At 43.1% G+C, this 15,643-nt stretch carries 16 protein-coding genes; 5 read left to right on the plus strand and 11 right to left on the minus strand.

Features of this window, described 5'->3' with window-relative positions:
• Window positions 1-166: 166 nt before the first annotated feature.
• The 7 genes from MKY63_RS04955 to MKY63_RS04985 all read right to left on the minus strand — a co-directional run bounded on the left by MKY63_RS04955 (window position 167) and on the right by MKY63_RS04985 (window position 6,999).
• Complete coding sequence (locus MKY63_RS04955) at window positions 167-1,252, minus strand: outer membrane lipoprotein carrier protein LolA (protein ID WP_036686774.1); 1,086 nt, start codon at window positions 1,250-1,252, stop codon at window positions 167-169.
• A gap of 205 nt (window positions 1,253-1,457) precedes the next feature.
• The gene (locus tag MKY63_RS04960; protein ID WP_094903681.1) at window positions 1,458-1,631 is read right to left on the minus strand and encodes an aspartyl-phosphate phosphatase Spo0E family protein; all 174 of its coding nucleotides are present in this window, start codon (window positions 1,629-1,631) and stop codon (window positions 1,458-1,460) included.
• Window positions 1,632-1,776: 145 nt separating this feature from the next.
• Window positions 1,777-3,162 (minus strand): helix-turn-helix transcriptional regulator, encoded by a 1,386-nt coding sequence (locus MKY63_RS04965; protein ID WP_038569043.1) that lies wholly within the window; start codon window positions 3,160-3,162, stop codon window positions 1,777-1,779.
• Between the two features lie 256 nt (window positions 3,163-3,418).
• Complete coding sequence (locus tag MKY63_RS04970) at window positions 3,419-4,177, minus strand: DUF3600 domain-containing protein (protein ID WP_036686768.1); 759 nt, start codon at window positions 4,175-4,177, stop codon at window positions 3,419-3,421.
• Window positions 4,164-4,751, minus strand: a complete 588-nt coding sequence (locus MKY63_RS04975; RefSeq protein ID WP_038569039.1) for a sigma-70 family RNA polymerase sigma factor — start codon at window positions 4,749-4,751, stop codon at window positions 4,164-4,166. The genes MKY63_RS04970 and MKY63_RS04975 overlap by 14 nt, the downstream gene beginning before the upstream one ends.
• A gap of 722 nt (window positions 4,752-5,473) precedes the next feature.
• Entirely contained in the window at window positions 5,474-6,436 is a 963-nt protein-coding gene (locus tag MKY63_RS04980; protein ID WP_076316922.1) for a DUF4367 domain-containing protein, read from the minus strand.
• Window positions 6,433-6,999 carry a sigma-70 family RNA polymerase sigma factor gene (locus MKY63_RS04985; RefSeq protein ID WP_038569035.1) on the minus strand — a complete coding sequence of 189 codons (567 nt, stop codon included), beginning with the start codon at window positions 6,997-6,999 and terminating at the stop codon, window positions 6,433-6,435. The genes MKY63_RS04980 and MKY63_RS04985 overlap by 4 nt, the downstream gene beginning before the upstream one ends.
• A 218-nt stretch (window positions 7,000-7,217) precedes the next feature.
• On the opposite strand from MKY63_RS04985, the gene MKY63_RS04990 reads away from it, so the two are divergent.
• The 5 genes from MKY63_RS04990 (at window position 7,218) to MKY63_RS05010 (ending at window position 10,795) form a co-directional block, all read left to right on the plus strand.
• Window positions 7,218-7,637, plus strand: a complete 420-nt coding sequence (locus MKY63_RS04990; protein ID WP_051491478.1) for a MarR family transcriptional regulator — start codon at window positions 7,218-7,220, stop codon at window positions 7,635-7,637.
• A gap of 170 nt (window positions 7,638-7,807) precedes the next feature.
• Window positions 7,808-8,455, plus strand: a complete 648-nt coding sequence (locus MKY63_RS04995) for a hypothetical protein (protein WP_076141953.1) — start codon at window positions 7,808-7,810, stop codon at window positions 8,453-8,455.
• A 12-nt stretch (window positions 8,456-8,467) separates the two neighbouring features.
• Window positions 8,468-8,779 carry a hypothetical protein gene (locus tag MKY63_RS05000; RefSeq protein ID WP_036686758.1) on the plus strand — a complete coding sequence of 104 codons (312 nt, stop codon included), beginning with the start codon at window positions 8,468-8,470 and terminating at the stop codon, window positions 8,777-8,779.
• 103 nt (window positions 8,780-8,882) lie between these two features.
• Window positions 8,883-10,016: a copper amine oxidase N-terminal domain-containing protein gene (locus MKY63_RS05005; RefSeq protein ID WP_076141952.1), complete on the plus strand. Its 1,134-nt coding sequence runs from the start codon at window positions 8,883-8,885 to the stop codon at window positions 10,014-10,016.
• The gene (locus tag MKY63_RS05010; RefSeq protein WP_076141951.1) at window positions 10,013-10,795 is read left to right on the plus strand and encodes a TatD family hydrolase; all 783 of its coding nucleotides are present in this window, start codon (window positions 10,013-10,015) and stop codon (window positions 10,793-10,795) included. The genes MKY63_RS05005 and MKY63_RS05010 overlap by 4 nt, the downstream gene beginning before the upstream one ends.
• A 728-nt stretch (window positions 10,796-11,523) precedes the next feature.
• Here MKY63_RS05010 and MKY63_RS05015 read toward each other — a convergent pair.
• The 4 genes from MKY63_RS05015 to MKY63_RS05030 form a co-directional block, all read right to left on the minus strand.
• Window positions 11,524-12,450, minus strand: a complete 927-nt coding sequence (locus MKY63_RS05015) for an IS3 family transposase (protein ID WP_339279736.1) — start codon at window positions 12,448-12,450, stop codon at window positions 11,524-11,526.
• Window positions 12,399-12,716 (minus strand): transposase, encoded by a 318-nt coding sequence (locus tag MKY63_RS05020; protein WP_036683594.1) that lies wholly within the window; start codon window positions 12,714-12,716, stop codon window positions 12,399-12,401. Before MKY63_RS05020 ends, MKY63_RS05015 begins: the two co-directional genes overlap by 52 nt.
• A 179-nt stretch (window positions 12,717-12,895) precedes the next feature.
• Complete coding sequence (locus MKY63_RS05025; protein WP_339811804.1) at window positions 12,896-13,462, minus strand: histidine phosphatase family protein; 567 nt, start codon at window positions 13,460-13,462, stop codon at window positions 12,896-12,898.
• A gap of 838 nt (window positions 13,463-14,300) precedes the next feature.
• Window positions 14,301-15,602, minus strand: a complete 1,302-nt coding sequence (locus MKY63_RS05030; protein ID WP_339811807.1) for an MFS transporter — start codon at window positions 15,600-15,602, stop codon at window positions 14,301-14,303.
• Window positions 15,603-15,643 lie beyond the last annotated feature (41 nt).

The following is a 15,643-nucleotide window of genomic DNA, read 5'->3' on the forward strand; positions in this document are numbered from 1 at the left end:
TAGTAAAACGTCATTGCTGCATTGCATTAATCATTGTCTTAGTACCAATGGTAATGCTACAGAAGGTGGCTGTCAATGTGTGCTGGAGCCCCGGCAAATAAAGAAAAGCGGATACTACGTTGTAGAGGAAAGAATCCCACAAAACGCAGTATCCGCCTACTTTTTATTATTTACCCGATTGTGCCTCCATAGAAGCGGCAATTTGCATCATTTCATTAGCAGGAAGATTGGCACTTGTAATTCGGTACTCTACACCCTCAGACATCCAAGTCAATGTCTGCTGCTCATCCCCACTCAGAACTCCCCACGTAAAACCAAGGTCTTTCAGGGTTCCAGGCGCCAGTGCTACCGCACGGTCCAGTGGACGGGATTCCATAATAGTGTACTGATAAATCCCATCATATCGGATGAGAACAGCATGGTCTTTGTTGCCCTCCAATTTATGCGAGTCCTTGAACTCTACACCAGCTGGAATATAATCAGGTTCAATGATCCCAAAGTCTCCAAGCTCTGCTGCCACTGGTTGTTCAGCCTGTTCTTGGCCCTCAGGAGCTGTAACCGGATTACCATTCTCATCAACCTCAGCTACTGTGCTCTCTGCGGACTTACCCGAGGCCATGTTCTTTTCCATATCAAAGGAATCCTTGGTGAAATCCGTATCGAATTTGAAGGTGTCAAACTTCACGTTTACAACTACCTTCGCCTCAGAATCAGAGACTTGAACCTGTTTAGGCTCATAAGTCTTTTTATCAAGCCAAATCTTTTGCCGCACAAGGGCATTGCTTTGATAATTCGCGGCTACCTCGAACACATAGTTATCTCCATCTTCCACAAATTGGCGGTTATTATCCGAAACTATGCCACGAACCAACGTCTGATACAGATAGACCTGACCTTGATCATCCGGCCAATCGCTTTGGAAACGGAAGCTCTTATTCATACTTGGTGTGAGTACGAACACTCCCTCATCATTACGAAGTACGATCTGCGTAATATCCTTCTGAACATTTGCCAAGCTGATCCGGTAGTAGGAAGGATTCTTGTACCATACTTCTACCTTATACTCCTGCGGCTGTTCCCCGGTATACAGGGTCATTGTGCCAGAACCTTGGTACGTTCCCTGCTTACTTTCCAACTTGTCAGCCACATTGTTCAAATCCTTGACTACGGAAGCGGCATCCTTCTTCCCGCACCCCGTCATCACCAGGGCCACGCTCATAATGATCGCGAGTACCCATGTTATCCGGCGCATGACATCATCCCCTTAACCTGTTTTGAATGCATTGATTAGTACATGTCTATGAGGGACTTGGCCGCAATATGCAGACGGGCATGACAAGCGTGCAGCATTGATTTATTTTATGAGATCCAACAAGCCAAAAAGCCCGCGCACAGCGCTGGCTCTATACTTCATCAGAAGTTGCAATATCATTATGTAGGGTGTTTAACCATTCTCTTCAATCCTCATTATCGCTATGTACTGCTTTATTGTACTGATTAATTAATTCATCTAATCTCATGGACTGTCTGATCACATTCGGATGCAAAAGCCCTCCGTGTTGCCTCTCCATTAAATAAAGTTTTTTTCTAGCACCCTCTATTCTCTTTTGGATAATTTCCTGATCATTCATTAACACTACCTCCCTAATTTAATATATTAGAGGTATATGTCAAATTCTATATTTTACATTAAAGTGCATTACTACAATTCAATAGATAGCGATCTCAGATTTAATCTGAAAACTCTTTTTTGTTTCTTCTATAAAACTATCAATACTAGGCACTTCCAATAACAAAACCATTTTTCTTTTCATTGATTCTAATCAGATTTTGGTATTGCTTCTGCGTTTCTAAAGATGCAGTATGCCGAAGCTGCTCAAACATTCTGACACACTTTATTATACAGGATTCGTTATTAATCCTTACAGAAGTCTCCAAACTATCCATTATATACTTTATACTAAGCTCATATTTTCCTCTTCTTATATAATACAATGCTATTTCAGCCATAAAAAAAGTGTATCTGTCTTCGATAATTTGTCGATTATAACATTTAAGATTTCTCTGCTGATCTCTATAATCTGATATTTCTTGCTCAAACCGCTGAAGAATATCATCCACATTAAAATCATAGTGATTGGCTGCCTGAAGGATTTTGAACAGACCTGGAAGAATGTCTTCCTCTCTTTTTTCAATATAGGTCACATATTCCGGAAGCGCTGTCACATCACCTTTTAAAATTCTCAGTAAATATATATTGCCCTGTGCCCAACCCATACATCGATTCATAAGTTGCAAAGCTTCCTCCGTATCCTCACGGATCCAGCTCATATCCATGTAAAGGTTAACATACTGCAATGCTCTATCATAATCTCCCAGCTCTCTGTAAACTACTGAACGTAACACATAAGAAAATAGAATATATGAAAATAAGGGCATTGCAGGTTCCTTCTGTAACCCGTTTTTTCTGGCTCGCTCATTATTATACTTATATTGAATGGATGCTTTTTTTTCAATTTCAATAGCTATGAGCATTACCTTATCCCAATACCTCAATGCGCTATATGTATTCGCCAGAGCCTTCAGCGCGTCAAGTTGATCGACTTCATCAAGCCGATTTACAAAACCCTCAAACTGCACAGCTGCTCGCAAATTCAGATCCTGATCACCCCCTAGAGCAATCGTGAACAGTCTGTATTGGCAAAAAGCCAGCCGCTCTGAATGCTGATACTTCTCACTCTCCGCGACACTCCGGTATAACAACGCTGCAGCATCATATTTTCCTTGTACAAAAAAATCTTCTGCTGTATCAAACAACGAGGGTGTATAAGATAGGCTGTCCATCATGATTCCAATCACCCGACTTATACATTCCAGCTTATCTAGTTCAGCACAGCGATATAGAAAAGGTCGAAGTCGTCTCCAATTGGGATTGGAATGTATGAAACACTCCTCCACATACATATCATAAAAGCCGCCTTCTTCTAATCCCATTCCTTTTGTAATACGGTCTAATTGCTGCATGGCTATAGGCCGATTCCCATTGATAATGTTGCTAATTGTGCCCGAATTCACTTTAGATACCTCTGCGAATTGATTAATTGTTATTCCATTCTTCTTGAGGTAGTCCGCCAGTTCTGCACGAATGGTCATCTGCTTCATGATCAAAGCCACCTTTCGCCATCATGATTCATATATAGATCAATAGTATTTAAATAATAATATGTCTAATTATTCCAGTGGTCAAATACTTTTTTTTGGCTTAATTGATTATACATTTATTCAATTAGTGATGTATAAAATACAAATTAGCCGAATGTAAAAAACCACCAGAACACAAGGTGTATTAGACCTTTTCTGGTGGCTTTTCTAATGCTACTTCTATCCATAGTTATTCAATACATGCATTTAAATTCAACTAAGAACTAGGTTTAATCATCATGTCCAGCTTATTTATATAAGGACCGAGCGCTTCAATTAACTTCTCTTGGTTTTGTATCTCCTCTTTCGAAAGCCGATCCATATGAACACTTCCATCTGCATCAAATACCTTGGCATCATAGCTTTGCAACTCATTTATTAATTGTTCGATCTCCTCAAACTCTTCTTTAGTAAACCTCTGTTCAGCTTTTTCCAGCACGCCATTCCAGAAAGTATCACGATCAACGACAGCCGCCTTTGCCTGAGGGATTTCATTTTCATTCATTTTCTCGAAATAAGGTTTAAGCTCAACCTGTAAATCATTATATGCCTTTTGATCTTTCGCACTTAACTGTTCTAGGTGAAAGACTCCGTCAGCATCGGCCATTTGCAGATTGTAAGCTCCCAATTCCTCTAGTAAAGACATCAATCTTGTAAATTCCTCTTCATTAAAGCTTTGTTTCGCGTTCTGCAGCTTGGCTTCAAGCCTGTCATATTGTTGCTGGGTTACTCCAATCGTAGCAGCAGTTGCTTGTGAGCCATACAGGGTATCCGCCAAATAATTATATCCGGCATATGCTCCAGTAGGAATTAATAATGCAGCCGCCAAAATGCTTGCTACAAGCCATTTTTTCATTCGTCTTCCCCCTGATCTCGTCTCGGTCTGATTTAGTATTTGCTTCTTCAGTTCCGGTGGGGCACTTAGATTTCTCGCCTCTTCCTGCAGAACTGTCCGTAACTCTTCATTGAAATTCATGCAGGTCCTCCACCTTTCCCTTAAAAAGAGTATGATTCTCCGGCTTCTGACGAAGCTTGTGCAGTGCAGCATGAATACGGGATTTCACCGTACCCAGAGGGATACCCAGTATCGCGGCACTTTCTTCCTGTGAATATTCATTTAAATAGTGCAGAATAATCACCTGCTTCAGCTTAAATGGAAGACGATCTACACTTGCTAGTAGACGGCGGTTAGCTAACCTGTCCACAACATCACTAGTGAAATCAGGTTCCATCCTTAAATCAGTCTGCTCTACTTTTTTAACCATTCGGAGATGCGTCCATCTCTTTCTTCGATAGGCATGAATTTGCCGCATAACCAGCCCCATAAGCCAAGGCCTAAAAGGACGATTGACGTCAAATTGCTCAAGCGACCGGTGCACCTGAATATAAATCTCCTGAACAACATCATCCACATCGGAGGTTTCGCGAACGAGAAAATGAACGGTCTGATACACATCCCGAATCGTTGCTTCATATAGTTCACTGTACGCTTCACGGCTGCCGTCTAGCGTAAGCGCAATGAGCTGAGAATATTCATTTGGATGTTTCATCCCTCTCAATCCCTCCTTCGGTCTTACACTATGTATTGGTACATAGAGAATAAATCGTTCGATTTATTTTTTACTCTGCAGCGGCTTAATGGAGTAGATGAAGTAAGCCGAGGCTGACCGCCAGCTGAACAGATTATGGACAGGTGGAAGCTGATCTTCGGCTTTGCTTGAGCAGATTATGGGCGGTAGAAGCTAGTCTTCAGCTTTGCTTGAGCAGATTATGGGCGGTGGAAGCTAGTCTTCAGCTTTGCTTGAACAGATTAAGGGCAGGTGGAAGCTGATGTTCGGCTTTGCTTGAACAGATTATGGGCGGTGGAAGCTAGTCTTCAGCTTTGCTTGAACAGATTATGGGCAGGTGGAAGCTGATGTTCGGCTTTACACGCCAGCTTTGGCCGGATCCCGCAGAAATCTATGAGATAACTGCATTCTGTACACTTATTCCATATGCAAAAAGGTTTACTCTGATTTTAAGTGTATTCTATACAATTAAAAAGCGGAGAAACTTCCTATAGTGGGATAAATCGTGAAAATAAGTGTACGAAATACAATTATATCCATCCAAGCGTTATTTCGCAGAAATATAGTTGTACGAAGTACAGCTATATTCTCCCACTCATTGTTTGCATGTGCCCTCAATAAAGCGAAAAAGGGGAGATCCATATGGATCATCCCCTTGCCTATATATACTCGAACAGTAACCGCCTATCTCTCTAAAAAATCAGTCAGCGGATAGACTCAGCAACTTTGATCAAATCATTCTTGTCCAAGCTAGCTGATGTTACACCGTATAAGACTCCATTGGCTTCCCAGTCCAACCCTTTTCCATTAACCAATACAGCATCAGCTCCGTTAATCTTCACTTTTTCGATGGTGCCATCCGTCGACATCTCATAAGCCGTTTCGGAATCAGCGTGCCGCTGCTGCATCGAGATGATCTCATCGGTAGCTTCATTAACAAAATATAAATTAATATATTTGCTGTTGATTACTTCACCATTGCTATCCTTATAAAACTCTGCACGATCAAAGGTATAACCGTCTGGCAAATACTCCGGCAATCCCACATTAAAAATCGTATATTCATTTAGCTTGCTAGAATCCCTCTCGATCAGCAATTCCGCTTTCTCTTGATCCCTCTCAGATTGCGTAACCAGTCTGCCGTCTTCAACTCCGACGATTTTTTCCCCATCAGCATTGTAGATATCACCTGCCTTTTGAGCAGCGTCGAGGGTCACAAGCGCATTCCCTTTGCTATCAAAAATCTTCCCCTTAAAGTCATCCGGAATCACGTTGGAATCCGCGGAAAATTCTACTTCATGGGCTACAATATGGCCTAAGTTTATCGTTTGCAATACTTTCATTAACAGCTCCTGTGCAAATGACGGCTGCACAAAAGTTACACTTAATACGCTAACCACTAGCAAAGTTGCCAGCATAACAGCAGGACGTCTTAATCTATGTTTTGTATGCAATCCTTTCTCCTCCTTTTGGCCGGCATACTTTCTCCGAGCCTTATTCAGAATGGCTGTTTTGTCAGAGCCCTCGCTGAAATCTTTATGGGCCAGAACCCTGCCTAGCTCCAGCAGCTCCTTGTACTCCCCAGCACCCTTTAAATCATTTGCCGCTCCATGTATACTTTCATCTAAATCTGCTGAGAACTTCTGCTGTATGTCTTTACTGTTCATAGCTGCTCCACGCTCCCTATTTCAGTCTTCAGCTTTTTCATAGTCCGGTAGAGTATCACACCGATATTGCTCTCCGAAATTCCCGTAACCTGGGCAATCTCTCTGTTTCTCAGATTAGCACCAAATTTAAGAGCCACAATATTCCGCTCCTTTGAGCTCAATGTATTCAAGGCTTCGTTAAGCCTTCCACTACGTTCTCCCTGGAGGATCAAGCTTTCCGGATCTTTTCTGCTAGAAACCAGTTCCTTGACGGCATCCAGCGAAAAGAAACTTTTCCTTTTAAAACTCCGGTAATGATCATTGACCACATTTCTGGCAATGGCGAATAACCATACCTCTAAAGGAGCTTTTTCCTGAGAATAGGTCGATAGTTTCGCCAACATTTTCTCAAAAACAAGGCTTGTCAGATCCTCAGCCGTATGGAGAGAACTAACCCGGTAAGCGATGTAGTTGAATATTCTTTTATAGTAGGTTTCAAAAATCGTTGTGAACAAAACATCTATGTCAGTATTTTCCTGTATATTCTCTTTAACAAAAGGATGAAGCAATGCGCGCTCATGCATCAATCTAACTCTCCTTTCCCACCAAATTTTCACTTAGCTAAGTAAAATCATCAGTTAATACGATATATTTCCAATTTCATTACAAGATATAAAAAAAGAAGGGTTCCAGCGCTAAATTCAGTCTTTCTAACCAAGCTATAGTAACCCGTCAACTTGACAAGCTTATTATAGCTTCTATATATTTTAGTAACTAAAGTAAATTGGAGCGAGGCAATGTTATGAGCACAAAGGAAGAGAAACAAAATGCTATCCATAAGGTCATGGAATCTATGGCAAATGTGCAGCAGAAATCCCAGTTTTTCATTGATATGATCACTAAAAAGGAAACCCTGACTCACAATCAGATCATGCTGCTGTTTCAACTCCGGCTTACCGGAAGCTTGAACATTACTGACATCTCTGAACGCTTCGTGGTCACACCCGGAGCCGCTTCCTCCATGTGCGATAAACTTGAGGAAGCCGGACTTATTGAACGGGTGCGGACTAAAGAAGACCGCAGAGTTGTCAATATTGTCCTTACAGAACAAGGCGATCAGCGTATCCATACAATATTTGAAGCATTTCCTACCTCAGATCTGAATAAAATCTCCGGAACTTTAGAACAAATAAATAAATTGATGGAACAAATGATGCACTAACAGCCTTCATTTTGCTCCTTATCAGCTATACTCTTTTCTATAAACACTGTCTGTCAGGAAACTGACGGCAGTGTTTTTTATGTTAAACTCCCAAATTATTATATTGACTATATATTATAATGAATATATATTTTAATCATTAAAATATATTTTGAAGGACGGTACTGTAAATGTCCAATAATAACAATACTTATGAACGTACTGACATGATCGATCCACCGTTGAAGGTAAGAGGTTCGCTGTTTGTCCGAGAGAATATTCGTGCGGTTACTGTTGATGTGTTTGGCCACTTAAGTACTAAAAGTAGTGTCTCGACATCAAAACTCAAAGTATCTGGCGACTGTACAATTGGGGGGAATTGTAAGGCCAATCAGGTAAACAATCTAGGGAGTCTGCGCGTTCAAAATATCCAAGCAGATAATCTCCGCTCTTCTGGATACATGTCCGTAGCAGAAAATGCTGCAGCCGGGACTTTTTATGCTGAAGGTGCTGTGAACATAAAGAGACTAAATGCAGATTCATCGATTGAGATCCGTTTAGGCAATAGAAGCACAGTCGAGGTTATGAGAGCTGGCGGTGACATTATCGTTAAACCCTCCTCCAAGTTGATTAATGCGCTGATGCACCCTTTTCGAAAACTTACCTGCACAACGATTGAAGGAACTAGCATAACGTTATACCGGACGACAGCTGACCTTGTGTGCGGTGAAGAAATCATCGTCGGACCGGGTTGTACCATTGGGGAAATCCGCTATAGCAAAAGTCTAACGGTGGATCTTAAGTCGCAAGTTGACCGAACTGTATTTTTAAACCCATAAAGGAGAGTCTACATGGAAAAAATCACTCATTTGTCAGGAGCCACTGTACTCAAAAATATCGCCAAAGGTGCCACCATCTTGTTCTGTGTACCGATCCTTAGTGTCTGGGCCGTGGGGAGTGTTGTCTGTGCAATCATTGCACCTATCGGTGGTGTGCTAGGTATTGTTGGCATCAAAGGGATAGGACTAAATGCCTTCCCAGATTATGATTTCCCGAACATTCTCAGCCTTCCAATTGGTCTGTGCCTCTCCTTACTTTTGTTCATTTCTTTCTATTACACTCGTCGTTTATTGCGTGGATGCCTGCATTTTATAAAAAACTAGCGAACTGTAACAAGCTTGTATTCTCTTTGTTAATAGAAAGTGACCTACAACGCGCTGTTTTATTCTATACTTAAGGGGACTGGACTTTATCCTGGAGGTAATTATGAATAAAATCATCGCTATAGGAGCTATCACGCTCTTTTTGGCCGGATGCGGAGCATCGGCAACCATAGATATGGATACAACAATGGCTATTAACCAAACACAAGCTACTTCAGCACCACTGAAACTAATCGTGGACGGCGAAGCCGTTCTTCCTACTCTCTCCCCTTTTTTCCTAGATGATAAGGTCTATGTACCTGCAAAAGTACTAATGGAATACTACACCTCAGAACAAAAATGGGATAATAACTTAAAGACCTTGACCATCTCTGATGGAAGCAGTAGTTATGTTCTGACGCCGGACAATGAGTATATGCAAGCTGATGGATATCAAACCTCGCTTGAAGGACCAGCTATTCTACGAAATGGTATTTTATATATTCCTGCCGATTCCTTAAACTCTCTGTCTGGTGCCACTGCGCAGCTGAATGCAGCTGGAACTGAAGTATTAATAACATCAGGGGATGTTAGTACTACCGTCAGAACACCCAGCGAACCTCTCGCTATTGCTACAGAAAATGACCAAGTGAAGCTGTATACTGCCCTTAAAGATGGCGGTACCTACGAAGGATTTGTTGTAGAGGTGAACGGTAACAAGCATACATTTGATTGGGAAACACCCAGACTCCTAAGTTACCCTCCTGAGATTCATTATGCCGACATCGATCAGGATGGACAGGAAGAAGTCGTTGTCATTCTGTGGCTCGGAACAGGTACGGGCATGTCCATGCAGGAACTTCACGTGATTAAGCCTAACCCGTGGGAAGAAGTCACTGTCCCTTCTGCAGATAAAGCCGCCTCCGCATTGGTTACGTCAAAAATTTCTAATGAAAAAGGGGACGCCCTGATTCAAATTCAAGTTAAAGGCTCAACTCCATCCATGGTGACTTTGCGATATCCAGATCGTGCTGAGGATGGCAATCTAGGCGAACAAGCCGGCATTGGTGCTGTTACTCACTACATAGTGGAAGAGGGCAAGCTAAAGGCGGAAACAAATGTTTATATTGGATTTCTGGAGAGTATTGGCACACTAACCTTTGCCTACAAACCGGGAAAAGATGGAATGGAACCCGACTCTATTCGCTTTGAGGTTCATGAGGAATTAGCTTCTTACGTGGAGGGTGAACAGTTATGATTGATGCCCATATACATTTAGAGCAATATGAACCTGAAGTTGCCGAACAGATACTGAGTGAACTGCCTGACATGGGAATTAAAGCCCTTATCGCTGTCTCTATGAACTTGGACTCTTGTATACGCACCCAAAGACTTGCAGCCATAAATCCCGGCGTGGTCCGTCCAGCTTATGGCTTTCATCCAGAGCAACCCCTGCCGCAGGATGCTGAGCTGGCTGCTCTGCTGAAATGGATCGAGAGTCAATCTAGTGAGGATTATATTGCTGTGGGGGAAATCGGGCTGCCTTACTATACGCGTGCTGAAGCTTTAGAACGTGGCGAAACCTTTGATATGGAGCCCTATATTGAGCTGCTGGATCAGTTGCTTGGGTTAGCTGCCCGTCTCGATAAACCTGTGGTGCTGCATGCTGTCTATGAAGATGCGCTTATTGCTTGTGATCTCCTGGAAAAACATAACATACAGCATGCCCACTTTCACTGGTTCAAAGGTCCAGAAGAAGCCATTGCCCGCATGATTAAGAACGGCTACTATATCTCCTTCACCCCGGATATCCTGTATGAGCCGGAGATACAGGCGCTTGCCCGCCGTTATCCCCCAGAGCTAGTCATGGCTGAAACCGATGGTCCTTGGCCGTTCGAAGGACCTTTTGCTGGGAATATAACCCATCCGTCTATGATTCGCGAAGTCGCCGCTGCTTGGGGAGTGCTCCATGGTTACACCCCCGGCGAAGCGGAAGAGTTAGTGACTGCGAATACTAAGCGATTTTATAGCTTGTAGATAGTTTCATAGCTTGTAGATAGCTCTATAGACTATAGATAGATCTATTGCTTGTAGATAGTTCTATTGTTAGAGTAGAAGAAAGTCAGTGCCTTAGCTAGAATAGCCTAAAGTCAGACTAACGTTATGATTAAACACAGCTTGGCTTGTGAAGCCGTATTTTTCATAGTGGAAGTACTGTTCACAAGCCAACCTTACTTAATCCAAATCCCCTTACCCATTTTCGTTTCGGTAATATTTTTGCGTACATATTTTTGCGTATGTATTTACGTGGACGTATTTATGCGTACGTATTTATGCGTACGTATTTACTCGTGCGTATTTATGCGTACGTATTTACTCGTACGTATTTATGCGTACGTAATTTACGCGTATGTATTTACGTGGACGTAGTTTACGCGTACTTATACCTGTACGCATTTATGCGTACGTGTTTATGTGTACTTATTTATGCGTATGTATTTTACGCGTACCCATTTACGTGTATCTAATTACGTGTACGTATTACCTGTACGTAATTACGCGTACGTATTTACTCGTGCGTATTCACTCGTACGTATTTACGTGTGTGAAGCCGCTATCGGACACAGCTGACCTTATATGCAGCAATTCCCCACTTTTGGGATGAGAAAGGACCCCAGAGTCGCTATTGGCATAAAAAACACCCAATAAGGTGCTCTTTTTAAGGAATAACGACGCTGGTGGACCTCTGTCAAGAAAGTGGACAGTCACGCAATAGACATTCTAGTCAATTGCTCAGCAAAACGAACTGGAGAAAGATACCCCAGCGCGCCATGCATTCGCTTGCGGTTATAATAAAACTCAATATATTGAAAAAGTGTCTGGTAGGCTTGCTCCTTAGTTTTGAATCGTGGATTACAATAAATGAGCTCCTTTTTCAAAATGCTGTGCCACGACTCGATACAGGCGTTATCATAACAGTTACCTCTGCGGCTCATGCTGGACTCCATGCCATACGCTTTCAACTGCTTCGTATATTCATGAGAAGTATATTGAGAACCTCTATCGGAGTGATGTAATAGACCCTTTTCCGGTTGTTTAGCTTCGTAAGCATCTTGTAAGGCGCCCGAAATTAAGCTAGTTTCCATATGGTCCTCCAAGCGCCACCCCACGATTTCACGCGTGCAAAGGTCCATCACACTAGCCAGGTACAAGCGCCCTCCCCGGCAAGGAATGTACGTAATGTCGGTAACCCATACTGAATTGGGTTTGAGTATTTTAAATTGCTGGTTCAGCGTATTCGGGGCAATCGGATGGTCATGATTGGAGTCGGTGGTCTGTACGCGATACGTTTTGGAGACAATGGAGCGAAGCTTCATATGTCGCATGTACACACTCACCGTGCGTTCGGTAACGGTATAACCTTCTTGATGCAACAGGCGGGTGATCTTCGGACTCCCATACCGCTTTTGATGGTCTGCAAAATGATACTGAATTCGCTTCATTATCGCAGCCTTACGAAGCATATGCGTACTGGTTTTTTCTGTCCGCCACTTGTAGTACCCGCTCCGTGACACATGTAGGGTCATGCACATCTTCTCCAAGAGAAACTCGGAGCGATGTTTTTCAATAAACTGGAATCTCAGTTCCTTGGTTTGCTGAAGATGTGCACTGCTTTTTTTACGATCGCTAATTCCTCTTCCACATCAGCAATCTTGTTATCTTTTTCTTGAAGTTGTCGGCTCATTTCTTTCAACTGTGCCTCGAGTTCCCGTACTCGATCCACGCTAGCTGCCGGTTCATTCTTTAGTTCTCGATACTGACTCATCCATTGATGCAGGGTACTTTTTGGGATGTTGAGCTCTTCCGCCAAGTCGCCCACTGTCTTTGTTTGCTCTTGAATGAACTGCACTGTCTGTTTTTTAAATTCTTCGTTATACCGTTGTCGATGTTCTCCCATGTGAACACACCTCCGTGGACTCATTATCGCCAGTCTGTTAACTACTGTCCACTTTTTATTCTAGCTTCATGGAGTCCGAAACCATGCTCCAAAGGCTAATAATCTGCGAATAATGTCATCTGGGTCCGTAAGCCTCAGGTTGATGATGACTCGGGACGCTTGTAAGCAGTCCCCAATAATCATAACCTCTCCACACCCACTAACGTTCCGCCTGCGAACTTCATTTTATAAATATCCGGCTTTGTGGTTTGAAGAAGAAAGCTCAGATCATATTTGGCATCAAAATAGTTCATCATAAGCGTCATGACTGCCCCATGAGTTCCAATAGCAACCTTTTGACCGCTGTGATTGCTCAGTATTTCTGCCAGCACACTAACTGAACGCTTCTGACACGCATGAATGGATTCCCCACCAACTGGGACAAAATCCGGATCTTCAAACATTTTTGTCAGTAATGGATACAGCTCCTGATCAGTCATAATCTTATTTCCGTCCGAGAAATGGATTTCCCGGAGGTCTTCAACACTCTGAATCTCTGCTCCTAAGTCCTGCGCCAATCCAGAAATCGTATGTATAGCCCGAAGGTATGGACTTGAATAGAAGACTTGAATTCCTTCCAGACGTAGTTTTTCCGTTATCTTGCGGGCATCCTCCTCCCCCTTCGCGGTTAGTCCGCGAGTCCTTTCAGTTTCTCCGGGCAGTTTGGGCGACTCACCGTGCCTCACCATATAAATAAAAGTAGCCATCCTTTCCCTCCTTTACCTCTACAAATTCTAATGTTCTAGCCAATCTCCTCTACACACTAAAAAAGCCCTTACGGACGAGAAACTGTCCTATCGGGCTAGGTAATATTGTAACTTATAACGTTTCGTGCAGCAGTTGCTTTAGATCACAAAGTAATAACTTATTGAGAGGTCACTTATTAAGGAGATACTTATTGAGAAGTCACATATTGAGAAGTCACTTACTGAGAAGTCACATATTAAGGCGACTATGACTAAGGAGACTCTTAATTGCACTATATACAGCTATTAAGCGTAAAAAGAGACATCCTGAGCAAATAAGTGCACTTTGTGCAACTAAAAATCATCATTCCTAGACTAAAAGGGAGAATATCAAATAATAACTGCACAAAATACAACTAAATCCCAGTTTGATCGATGGAGGGGAATTTAACTGCACATTCTGCAACTAAATGCTAGGAAGTCACGCTAGATTATCTTTGCCACTCAACCTTTCCAGTCTAGCTAAGTATCTGCTAGTTTGTCACGCTAGATTATCTTTGCTACTCAACCTGTCTAGTCTAGCTAAGTATCGGCTAGGTTGTCAGGCTAGGTTCTCTTTGGCACTCAAGTTTTCTAGTCACGCTAGAAAACGGCTAGTTTGTCACGCTAGATTATCTTTGCCACTCAACCTGTCTAGTCTAGCTAAGTATCTGCTAGGGAGTCACGCCAGATTGTCTTTGCCACTCAACCTTCCCAGTCTAGCTAAGTTTTAGCTAGTTTGCCACGCTAGATTATCTTTACCACTCAAACTTTCTAGTCCAGCTAGGAAGTCCAGCTAGCTAGACTAGTGTGCTACCTCCTAGCCCCCCTCCATCACCTCAACCGTCCTAGATTGCTCCGCAGAGCTATCGCTCTTCTCTTTCTGCGCGGGCCACAGCACGCGCCCGAATGCGATGCCCAGCACACCAATCAGAGCGATTACGATGCCAAAATTCAAAAAGATACGGCTAGGCCCAGCGGCCTGAACCATCATTCCGCCAAGGAGTGGAGCGCCAATCATAACTCCGCTAAGAATGGTACTCTGAATACCGAATACACGCCCTGTCATGTGCGGGGGGGTTTCTTTTTGCAGACAATAATTGAACGTGATAATAAAAATTCCGTTCCCAATACCTAGTAAGAACCCTAATAGCAATACAGAAATACTGGAAGCTCCTGGCTGAAGCAGTCCAAGTCCCCCGACCGATAAACCCATCAGCACATAACCCGTTCCAAGCTTCCAGCCATAACCTGTTCCGCGATTCATTTTGTTCATGACCATAATGATGAATACAGCACCGCCTCCGGATGCCGCCACGAGCCAGCCCAGTAAAGATTCATTAGAAGGTGCAAGTACCCTGAATAGACTGGTGAATTGAAAATCAATCATCTGAATAGCCATTGAACAGACTATGCCAAACAGCATGGTATTTAACAGCAACCTACTATGCAGCATAAAGCTCCAGCCTTCCTTCCACATCGTACGGAGGGGGACACGCTCCTCTTGATCCCCCTTACCTTCTGTGCGAACTTGTTCTACATCACTTTTCTTAACTGTAAGTAGGAGCAAATAGGAACAGCCTCTGAGACAAGCATTGATTAATATACACCACTGTGGCGTAAGAACAGACAACGCGAAGCCGCCCAGTAAAGGTCCCGCGATTTTCGAGCCTTGATTCACAAGCCCATTAAGCGAGGTGGCTTGGAGCAGCTGATCTTCTCTAACCATACTACGGGTCATCGACTGCTGAGCAGGCACGTTTAACGTAGAAATGGCAGCACGCAACATCAGTAATGGGAGCAACCACACCATACTGGGTGCAAATAATACGAATACGGTTAACAGTGCCGTAAGCAGATCACACATTCGCATCAGCTTCAGCTTGTTCAGTCGGTCAGCCACTACCCCTGCGAACGAGCCCAGCAAAATCCCCGGCAAAGCTATGGAGACCGGAATCAAAGCCAGCATTAGCGGGCTGGCCTGCCAGCGGTACCCTACGAGTACCTGAATCGCTAAGGCATCGAACCAATCCCCAAAGGTAGCCGTCGCATATGCGCTGTACACACGCATATACACCTTGTTCTTAAGCAGGCTCGTGCCTGCTTGTGTTGAAGCATTCATTAAACATTCCTCCAAATTACAATTAAGAACTTATTAGCATG

The sequence above is a fragment of the Paenibacillus sp. FSL R7-0189 genome, assembly GCF_037969925.1.
Classification (GTDB): Bacteria; Bacillota; Bacilli; order Paenibacillales; family Paenibacillaceae; genus Paenibacillus_AQ; species Paenibacillus_AQ odorifer.

Coding starts and splice junctions, on each gene's coding strand:
- MKY63_RS05025 (WP_339811804.1), bottom strand. CDS start 13,462: ATGGCTACTTTTATTTATATGGTGAGGCACGGTGAGTCGCCCAAACTG.
- MKY63_RS04975 (WP_038569039.1), bottom strand. CDS start 4,751: ATGAAACATCCAAATGAATATTCTCAGCTCATTGCGCTTACGCTAGAC.
- MKY63_RS04960 (WP_094903681.1), bottom strand. CDS start 1,631: ATGAATGATCAGGAAATTATCCAAAAGAGAATAGAGGGTGCTAGAAAA.
- MKY63_RS04965 (WP_038569043.1), bottom strand. CDS start 3,162: ATGAAGCAGATGACCATTCGTGCAGAACTGGCGGACTACCTCAAGAAG.
- MKY63_RS04985 (WP_038569035.1), bottom strand. CDS start 6,999: ATGCATGAGCGCGCATTGCTTCATCCTTTTGTTAAAGAGAATATACAG.
- MKY63_RS05000 (WP_036686758.1), top strand. CDS start 8,468: ATGGAAAAAATCACTCATTTGTCAGGAGCCACTGTACTCAAAAATATC.
- MKY63_RS05030 (WP_339811807.1), bottom strand. CDS start 15,602: ATGAATGCTTCAACACAAGCAGGCACGAGCCTGCTTAAGAACAAGGTG.
- MKY63_RS04955 (WP_036686774.1), bottom strand. CDS start 1,252: ATGCGCCGGATAACATGGGTACTCGCGATCATTATGAGCGTGGCCCTG.
- MKY63_RS04970 (WP_036686768.1), bottom strand. CDS start 4,177: ATGAATTTCAATGAAGAGTTACGGACAGTTCTGCAGGAAGAGGCGAGA.
- MKY63_RS04995 (WP_076141953.1), top strand. CDS start 7,808: ATGTCCAATAATAACAATACTTATGAACGTACTGACATGATCGATCCA.
- MKY63_RS04990 (WP_051491478.1), top strand. CDS start 7,218: ATGAGCACAAAGGAAGAGAAACAAAATGCTATCCATAAGGTCATGGAA.
- MKY63_RS05005 (WP_076141952.1), top strand. CDS start 8,883: ATGAATAAAATCATCGCTATAGGAGCTATCACGCTCTTTTTGGCCGGA.
- MKY63_RS05020 (WP_036683594.1), bottom strand. CDS start 12,716: ATGGGAGAACATCGACAACGGTATAACGAAGAATTTAAAAAACAGACA.
- MKY63_RS04980 (WP_076316922.1), bottom strand. CDS start 6,436: ATGAACAGTAAAGACATACAGCAGAAGTTCTCAGCAGATTTAGATGAA.
- MKY63_RS05010 (WP_076141951.1), top strand. CDS start 10,013: ATGATTGATGCCCATATACATTTAGAGCAATATGAACCTGAAGTTGCC.